The organism is Solibacillus cecembensis, from assembly GCF_050272495.1.
Classification (GTDB): Bacteria; Bacillota; Bacilli; order Bacillales_A; family Planococcaceae; genus Solibacillus; species Solibacillus cecembensis.
This window is the reverse complement of sequence record NZ_JBNNMF010000013.1, coordinates 131124-138770: the sequence shown is the minus strand read 5'-3', so window position 1 is coordinate 138770 and position 7647 is coordinate 131124. Positions and strand designations below refer to the sequence as shown.

Genomic DNA, 7647 nt, shown 5'->3' with positions numbered 1-7647 from the left:
AAGCGAAATTAAACAACCAGTCGCCGGTTCAATACCGACAACTGGTTGGATAAATGCTTTTTTGACCTCTGTCTTATATACGGGGGTCAGTCCCCTTTTCCAAATCCACTTTTATTTTGTTTTTAGTTAATCCTATAAGAAGCTATACAACTGAATATGTTCATTTTTATCAGAGAACCAACGCATTGCAAATTCATTTTCAAATAAAAATACTTTATTGTCAAAACGGTCTTTTACAAGCATTGAACGTTGTGAATGCATCGAATCTTTCACTTCTTCTTCATTTTCAATCCAACGAGCAATCTTGTTGCCGATAGGATCCATTATTACTTCCACATTATACTCATTGCTCATGCGGTGTTGGAATACTTCAAACTGTAATTGCCCAACCGCGCCAAGTAAAATATCTTCCGTGTGTAATGTTTTGAAGTACTGAATTGCGCCTTCTTGTACAAGTTGTAATACACCTTTTTGGAATTGCTTCCCTTTCATGACGTTTTTTGCAGATACGCGCATGAAAATTTCTGGTGTAAATTGTGGTAATTTCTCAAAGTTAAAGCCTTTTTTACCACCTACAACGGTATCACCGATTTGATACGTACCTGTATCATAAAGACCGATAATATCGCCCGCTACTGCCTCATCTACAATTTCACGATCATCTGCTAAAAACTGCGTAGATTGTGTCACTTTAAATGATTTCCCTGTACGAGCAAGCGTCATATTCATACCACGTTCAAATTTACCTGATACGATACGTACGAATGCAATACGGTCACGGTGAGCAGGGTTCATGTTTGCTTGAATTTTGAAAATGAAACCAGAAAATTCTTTATGGTCCACAGGGTCGATAAATTGCTCATCTTCTGTAATACGCGGTTGCGGTACTGGAGCAAATTTTAAATACGTATCAAGGAATGTTTGCACACCGAAATTTGTTAATGCCGAACCGAAAAATACAGGCGTTAACTCACCACGACGAATTCTTTCCTCAGAATACGCATTACCTGCTTCATTTAATAATTCAATATCGTCCATTGCTTGCGTATAGTAAGATGTCACTTTCATCGGATGTTCTACAGCTAAATGACCAGCCTCATCAAGTGGTAAATAACGATCGGCTTCTTCTGTACGGAACTGTTCGATTCGTTGGTTATAACGATCGTAAATACCAAGGAATTCTTTCCCCATACCGATTGGCCAGTTCATTGGATACGCTGAAATCCCAAGTACTTCTTCTAGCTCTTCAATCAACTCAAGGGCTTCTTTCCCTTGTCGGTCTAACTTATTGATAAATGTAAAAATCGGAATACCGCGCATTTTACATACTTTAAATAATTTTAACGTTTGTGTCTCGATACCTTTTGCTGCATCGACTACCATGACCGCTGAATCTACCGCCAATAGTGTACGATACGTATCTTCTGAGAAATCTTGGTGTCCTGGTGTGTCCAAAATGTTGACACGGCACCCTGAATAATCGAACTGCATTACGGAAGACGTTACCGAAATCCCACGTTGCTTTTCAATTTCCATCCAGTCTGATGTTGCAAATTTACCTGATTTCTTCCCTTTTACCGTACCCGCATCACGAATCGCACCGCCGAATAATAGTAATTTTTCTGTAATCGTCGTTTTACCAGCATCAGGGTGACTGATGATTGCAAATGTACGACGTGATAATATGTCTTGTTCTAAAGTCATTTTTTATTCCGTCTCCTTTTTCCATACTTCCCTATTTTAAAAGACAAGGACTACTAGTGACAACCTTTTTTACTTAATATTTTTCATTTTTTAAGGTATCGGTTCAGTCCTTTATATAAAATAAATCCAATAACAATTGCAATGGCATTTAATAATACATCATCGATATCGATACTACGCCCTATAAAATACTGTGTGCACTCAATAAACAATGGAATACTAAGCGCGACAATATGCATTTTAATCCAGCCTCTAAGCTTTTTAAACAGCAGTGGAATGAAGAAACCAAAAGGAATAAATAAAATTATATTCCCCGCCAAATTGTAAAAAGCGATCATCGCTATTGGACCATTTAATTGATCATAGTACAAATGAATCGTTTGAAGCAGTGTGAAGTTACTACGCATATATGGACTCGCCGTATCGAAAACAAGATGGCCATTCACAATAGTAAAATCAGGTATAATTGTTTGAGAAAATATACTCACGCAATAGAGAAAAAAGAGCAACATGACGAGTTCCCTCGGCCACATGATTTTTCTTGTTCTCATATAAAGATAGCGAAAAATCATATAAAATGGCAAGCTCACTACGCAATAAATGAACATGCTTATTAAAAACGATTGGATCACTTAACTAAACACCTCCTAGATGGTAACACGTTCCTTCATTACTGCACGTGTCGCCACTAAAAAACACCGTATGTGCGCTTCATACACATACGGCGATTGAATGTACCTCTGAATTAAACAAATTTTAATTTCCCTGCTTCTATCGCAATTTCTGCATCACTATGAGGATATTTTGTATTTTCAATAATTTGATAATCCTCGTGCCCTTTACCGGCAAAAATAATAATATCTCCAGCATTCGCAATACTTATCGCATGACGAACGGCTTCAGCACGGTCACCAATACATGCATAATTGTCATGAGCCATCCCTTTAGCAAGATCACCTGTAATGCTGTCAAACTCCTCAAAGCGAGGATCGTCTGTCGTTAAAATGACATAATCCGCAACCGACGCTTTTTCTGCCATGATTGGACGTTTCGTTTTATCACGTCCACCACCCGTTCCAACTAAGAAAATCAATTTATTTTCTGGTTTTTTATATGGCAATGCGGCATTAATTGCTTTTTCAATCGCATCGGATGTATGGGCATAATCGACAAAAATTTGAATTGGTAAATCCGTCATAACCTTTTCCATTCGACCTTTTACTGGTGGCAGCATTTCGATTTGTTCAATAACCGCTTCTAATGTAAAACCGCGCGCATAAAACATTGCTGTGGCCGCTAATACATTATAAATATTAAATTCACCTAATAAATGCATATTTACATGGAAAGTACCTTCTGGCGTGACCATATCAAAATGCGTCATCCCATTTTCATACGTGCAATTTGTAGCACGGAAAATGGCATCATTATGTAAACCATATGTCCAAATCGGGAAAGGTGTTGTGTCCGCATATTTTTTTGACCACGGATCATCCGCATTCAATACAACATGTTTATTTTTCTCTAAATCTTGTCCGAGCTGTGAAAATAATAGCCCTTTCGCATTTCCATATTCCTCCATCGTTCCATGGAAATCTAAATGATCATGCGTTAAATTCGTAAAAATAGCCACATCGTAATCCACGCCCGCTAAACGACCTAAAGAGAGCCCGTGAGAAGATACTTCCATGACCATTGCACGGCAGCCTTCCATTTTTGCACGAAAAATCATTTGTTGCGTATTGAGCGCATCACTTGTTGTATTAGCGGACTCATACAGTACACCATTTAAATTAAATCCAATGGTACCTGAAAGCGCTGATTTTTCACCCAGTCCGATTAAAATATTATGAATAATACCCGCAACACTCGTCTTACCGTTCGTACCGGTTATACCAATCATCGTTAAATCCTTAGATGGGTAATCAAAAAATCTCGCAGCTAATAATCCTAAAGTGCGCGTTGTACTTTGGACAATGATTTGTGCGACATTTCCTTCTAGCTCTAACTCGTACTCTGTTACAATTACAGTTGCGCCTGCATCCACTGCCTGTTGTGCATATTCATGCCCATCCACTGTATAGCCTTTAATACAAATAAATAGACTGCTTGGTTGCACACTTCGAGAATCAATCGCAATGTCTTTGATGATGTTCGGTAATTGTCCGATCACTTTTTTTTGCATAAGTGTACTTAATAGCTCTTCTGCATACATAATTCGTTCCTCCAAATATAGTGTTTACACCAAATTAACATCACTTTAATCCCACTTTTATTCGCTCGTAATTTATATGATTAGTTTCATCATACTGCTCATTTTTATAAATTTCCATTCTTTCGTTTGGACAAATTAAAAATATATTCATGCCGTATCACATGAAACTTCCATTTATTTATTCACTATCTATTATCATACCAAAATTCGTCATTTATCGACATAGCAAATTCATGTATTATAATAGGTAGTATTTCTTACATCGGAGGTATCATGCAACAACTTGACATTTTACATAAACGAAATCAATTAGTCTATATAACACTAATTTTTTCAGTGCTGTTTCATATTTTTACGCCTTGGCTTGGTTTTTTTAATTTGCCTACATCCAATTTAATGGTTTGTATTACTATTTCGATTAGTCTTTCAATCATCTATTTCTTAAAAGTGAATCCAAAAACTTTTCAATATAGCTTAATTTTTGGTTGGCATTTTTATGTATTATTTTTGACCTATCACAGTGAAAATATTATTACATTGTACTCTTTTTTATATTTTTTAATTATTTTAAGTATTTATCGGTCTATATCACTTAATATTTTTTTTTCGCTAATCGTGATTGCAGAATCACTTTTCGTTTTAAATTTCTCCCATTCACCTTTTAAAATTTCAAGTGGAATTGAAGAGTTTTTATTTATATTTTTTTTGATACTCGTCTGTGGTGTTAGTTTACTACAAACTTATTATGTAAAATATCTATGGAATCGTGTAGAGCAGTCCACTATAGATCGCGAAAATAATTTGATATCCAAAGAGGCTTACTTAAACATGTTCTTTGAGCATGCAGAGGATGCCATTGTCGTTTTTAATTTGGACGATACAATTATTACGGTGAATCCAGCCTTCGAACGTTTATATGGTTGGACTAAGGAGGAGAGTATCGGAAAAATATTGCCGCTTATTCCTCCTGGAAATGCAGAGGTGGCTGCTGAGCGAACAAAACAGCTTTTAATGGGGCAAAGTCTTCAACTGTTCGAAACGCAGGATATGAAACGAAACGGAACCTTGATTGACGTTCAAATTTCGATATCGCCTATTTATGACCCAAATGGACAAATGATTGCTATTTCACTTATTTCCCGTGACATCTCGTATATTAAAGAAAACGAACATCTCGTTTTACAAAACGAAAAGCTCAAAATAGTTGGTGAAATGGCTGCAGGTGTCGCCCATGAAATCCGAAACCCGATGACAGTCATATCTGGCTTTGTTCAAATGATGAATGATGGGGATTCTTCACCTTATTATGAATATACAAAACTGATTCAAAAAGAAATTGAAGGCATTGATTTAATATTATCCGAATTTCTCGTTCTTTCGCGTCCGCAAGCAAATCAATTCGTTTCGATTTACTTAGGTGAAACTTTAGATGAGGTTGCTCACCTTTTCCAATTTGAATTTCAGCAAAGGAACATTACCCTAAAAATAAATAATGTGTTTGAAAATGCTATGATTCATGGCAATGCCAATCAAATTAAACAAATCTTTATCAATCTCTTTAAAAACTCGATGGAAGCGATTAATGATTGTGGCACTATTACGATTGAATTATGTAAAGACATGGACAAAAACAAGGTTTTTATCGGCATAAAGGATACTGGTTGTGGCATTCCACCACATGTTTTAGAACGAATTTTTGAACCTTTCTACACGACAAAAACAAAAGGTACTGGCTTAGGCATGATGATTATTAATAAAATTATTCAAGATCATCACGGTACAATTAAAATCACAAGTAAACAAAATGTTGGAACGGACATTTTAATTAGCTTCCCGATTAAACCAAATTAATTTTTTCTCCATAGACGAAGCCCCCATTTGAATAGAAAATGGGGGCTTCGTCATTTTATTATTTCATAATCGTACGTACAAGCTTCACCTTTTGCTTATACGGTGGGAATAATAAACTATTCGCAAGCTTATTTGAACGTTGCATAATGGATTTAGGGTGGGTAAAGCTTTCAAAACTTGCTTTCCCGTGATAAGCCTTGCTGCCAGATGGTCCCACTCCTCCAAACGGTAAATGACTATTTCCAACATGTGTAATCACGTCATTAATACAGCCACCGCCGAATGGAAGCTCTTGTAGGAAATATTGAATCGCTTTTTCATTTTCAGAAAATAAATACGCGCTTAATGGCTTTGGCAATTTGCGCACTTCATGAATCGCTTGTGGCAATTGTTTATACGTCATAATCGGTAGCAACGGCCCAAATAATTCATCTTCCATTGACGGACTATCCCATGTAATATTTTCTAACAGCGTCGGTTCGATAAATAAATCTTCTCGGTCCGTAGTGCCACCAAATGTAACTGCAGTTCGTTCGCTATCTAGTATATTTTGCAAGCGATCAAATTGGCGTAAATTAATGATACGCCCATAATCCTCGCTGTTTTGAATATTCTCTCCGAAAAATTCACGTAACGCCTTTTTCATCAGCTTCACAAATTTTTTCGCAACGGATTCATGCACAAGAATATAATCTGGTGCTACACATGTTTGTCCCGTATTATTAAATTTCCCCCAAGCAATTCGTTTAACAGCTACTTCTAAATTGGCTGTTTGGTCCACGATAACAGGACTTTTCCCACCTAACTCTAGTGCAACGGGTGTTAAACGTTCCGCAGCGGCACGGGCAACTACCTTCCCTACAGCCACACTGCCTGTAAAGAAAATATAATCAAACGGCGCATGAATAAGAGCTGTTACTTCATCCTTTTCCCCTTCTACAACACGAACATAGTTTTCAGCGAATGTTTCTTCAATAATCGTTTTGACAATTGCCGCGGTATGCACAGCTGATTCAGACGGCTTCACAATGGCCGTATTGCCCCCAATAATCGCACCGATTAGCGGCTCCATTATTAATTGGAATGGATAATTAAATGGACCAATAATTAGTACAACACCATACGGTTCGCGAACAATATAGCTCTTCCCTGGTTGAAATTGAATCGGTGTTTTTACTAATTCTGGTTTCATCCAGCTATCAAGATTTTTCAAAAAATAAGAAATGCTATCATAAACAATGCCAATTTCCGTTGCAAACGCTTCAAACTCACTTTTTCTTAAATCAGCTGCTAAAGCTTCTATTATTTGGTGTTCATGTTTTTTGATTGATTCTTTTAATAACACTAATTGTTGCTTACGAAATTCTACTTCCTTCGTCGTCCGTGTAAAATAAAATGCACGTTGATCCTCTATCATTTGTTCAACATCTTGCGCCGTAAATTTCATTTTTTTCCACCCTTTCTTTAAAAACTATGCATAATTTATAGCGGTTCACACATATTAACTATAGTAATAACTACAACAATGTACAATTGATTTCCTGCATGAAAGGTGGGATAAGTTAATAAAACGAGCAAACAAGCAGTCAAATGTTATCAATTGAAATGAACATGGATATTTTTTTCTATTAAACACAGCGCATTATAATCGTACAAGGGGGCTATATTAATGGTTGTAACAGAAACTTGGTGGGAAGAGATTTTTTCTGGACCCTTATCAATCGGACTTAACGTTCAAAATGTAATAAAATTAGAGGACGAATCATTTTTATACTTTAACGAGTGTGCGGCAACTATTCATAATGATGAACAAAATACTTAATTCGATTACTTATAGGAGTGGATACTTCTGCTAATTAGAAGTTAAAGGACTGTCA

Annotated in this window: 6 protein-coding genes; 2 read left to right on the top strand and 4 right to left on the bottom strand. The window is 36.5% G+C overall.

What is annotated here, in order from left to right:
• Positions 1 to 132: 132 nt before the first annotated feature.
• From ACQKIH_RS13235 to ACQKIH_RS13225, 3 genes are all read right to left on the bottom strand, one after another.
• A complete protein-coding gene (locus ACQKIH_RS13235; RefSeq protein ID WP_057988641.1) occupies positions 133 to 1704 on the bottom strand; it encodes a peptide chain release factor 3 in 1572 nt (523 codons plus the stop codon).
• A gap of 83 nt (positions 1705 to 1787) precedes the next feature.
• Positions 1788 to 2216, bottom strand: a complete 429-nt coding sequence (locus tag ACQKIH_RS13230; protein WP_057988714.1) for a VanZ family protein — start codon at positions 2214 to 2216, stop codon at positions 1788 to 1790.
• A 233-nt stretch (positions 2217 to 2449) separates the two neighbouring features.
• Positions 2450 to 3919 (bottom strand): UDP-N-acetylmuramoyl-L-alanyl-D-glutamate--2,6-diaminopimelate ligase, encoded by a 1470-nt coding sequence (locus tag ACQKIH_RS13225; protein WP_427766706.1) that lies wholly within the window; start codon positions 3917 to 3919, stop codon positions 2450 to 2452.
• Positions 3920 to 4192: 273 nt separating this feature from the next.
• On the opposite strand from ACQKIH_RS13225, the gene ACQKIH_RS13220 reads away from it, so the two are divergent.
• Positions 4193 to 5770, top strand: coding sequence for a two-component system sensor histidine kinase NtrB (locus ACQKIH_RS13220; protein WP_427766704.1), 1578 nt, complete (start codon positions 4193 to 4195; stop codon positions 5768 to 5770).
• A 58-nt stretch (positions 5771 to 5828) separates the two neighbouring features.
• Here the strand turns inward: ACQKIH_RS13220 and ACQKIH_RS13215 are convergent, their stop codons facing one another.
• On the bottom strand, positions 5829 to 7217 hold the full coding sequence (locus tag ACQKIH_RS13215; protein WP_057988646.1) for an aldehyde dehydrogenase: 1389 nt from the start codon (positions 7215 to 7217) through the stop codon (positions 5829 to 5831).
• Between the two features lie 222 nt (positions 7218 to 7439).
• Between ACQKIH_RS13215 and ACQKIH_RS13210 the strand changes: the two genes are divergently transcribed.
• The gene (locus ACQKIH_RS13210; protein WP_169793450.1) at positions 7440 to 7592 is read left to right on the top strand and encodes a hypothetical protein; all 153 of its coding nucleotides are present in this window, start codon (positions 7440 to 7442) and stop codon (positions 7590 to 7592) included.
• The last annotated feature ends 55 nt before the right edge of the window (positions 7593 to 7647 follow it).

What these genes read in the sequence shown, in the direction of transcription:
- ACQKIH_RS13235 (WP_057988641.1), bottom strand. Translation starts at nt 1,704, where the DNA reads ATGACTTTAGAACAAGACATATTATCACGTCGTACATTTGCAATCATC.
- ACQKIH_RS13230 (WP_057988714.1), bottom strand. Translation starts at nt 2,216, where the DNA reads ATGTTGCTCTTTTTTCTCTATTGCGTGAGTATATTTTCTCAAACAATT.
- ACQKIH_RS13225 (WP_427766706.1), bottom strand. Translation starts at nt 3,919, where the DNA reads ATGTATGCAGAAGAGCTATTAAGTACACTTATGCAAAAAAAAGTGATC.
- ACQKIH_RS13220 (WP_427766704.1), top strand. Translation starts at nt 4,193, where the DNA reads ATGCAACAACTTGACATTTTACATAAACGAAATCAATTAGTCTATATA.
- ACQKIH_RS13215 (WP_057988646.1), bottom strand. Translation starts at nt 7,217, where the DNA reads ATGAAATTTACGGCGCAAGATGTTGAACAAATGATAGAGGATCAACGT.
- ACQKIH_RS13210 (WP_169793450.1), top strand. Translation starts at nt 7,440, where the DNA reads ATGGTTGTAACAGAAACTTGGTGGGAAGAGATTTTTTCTGGACCCTTA.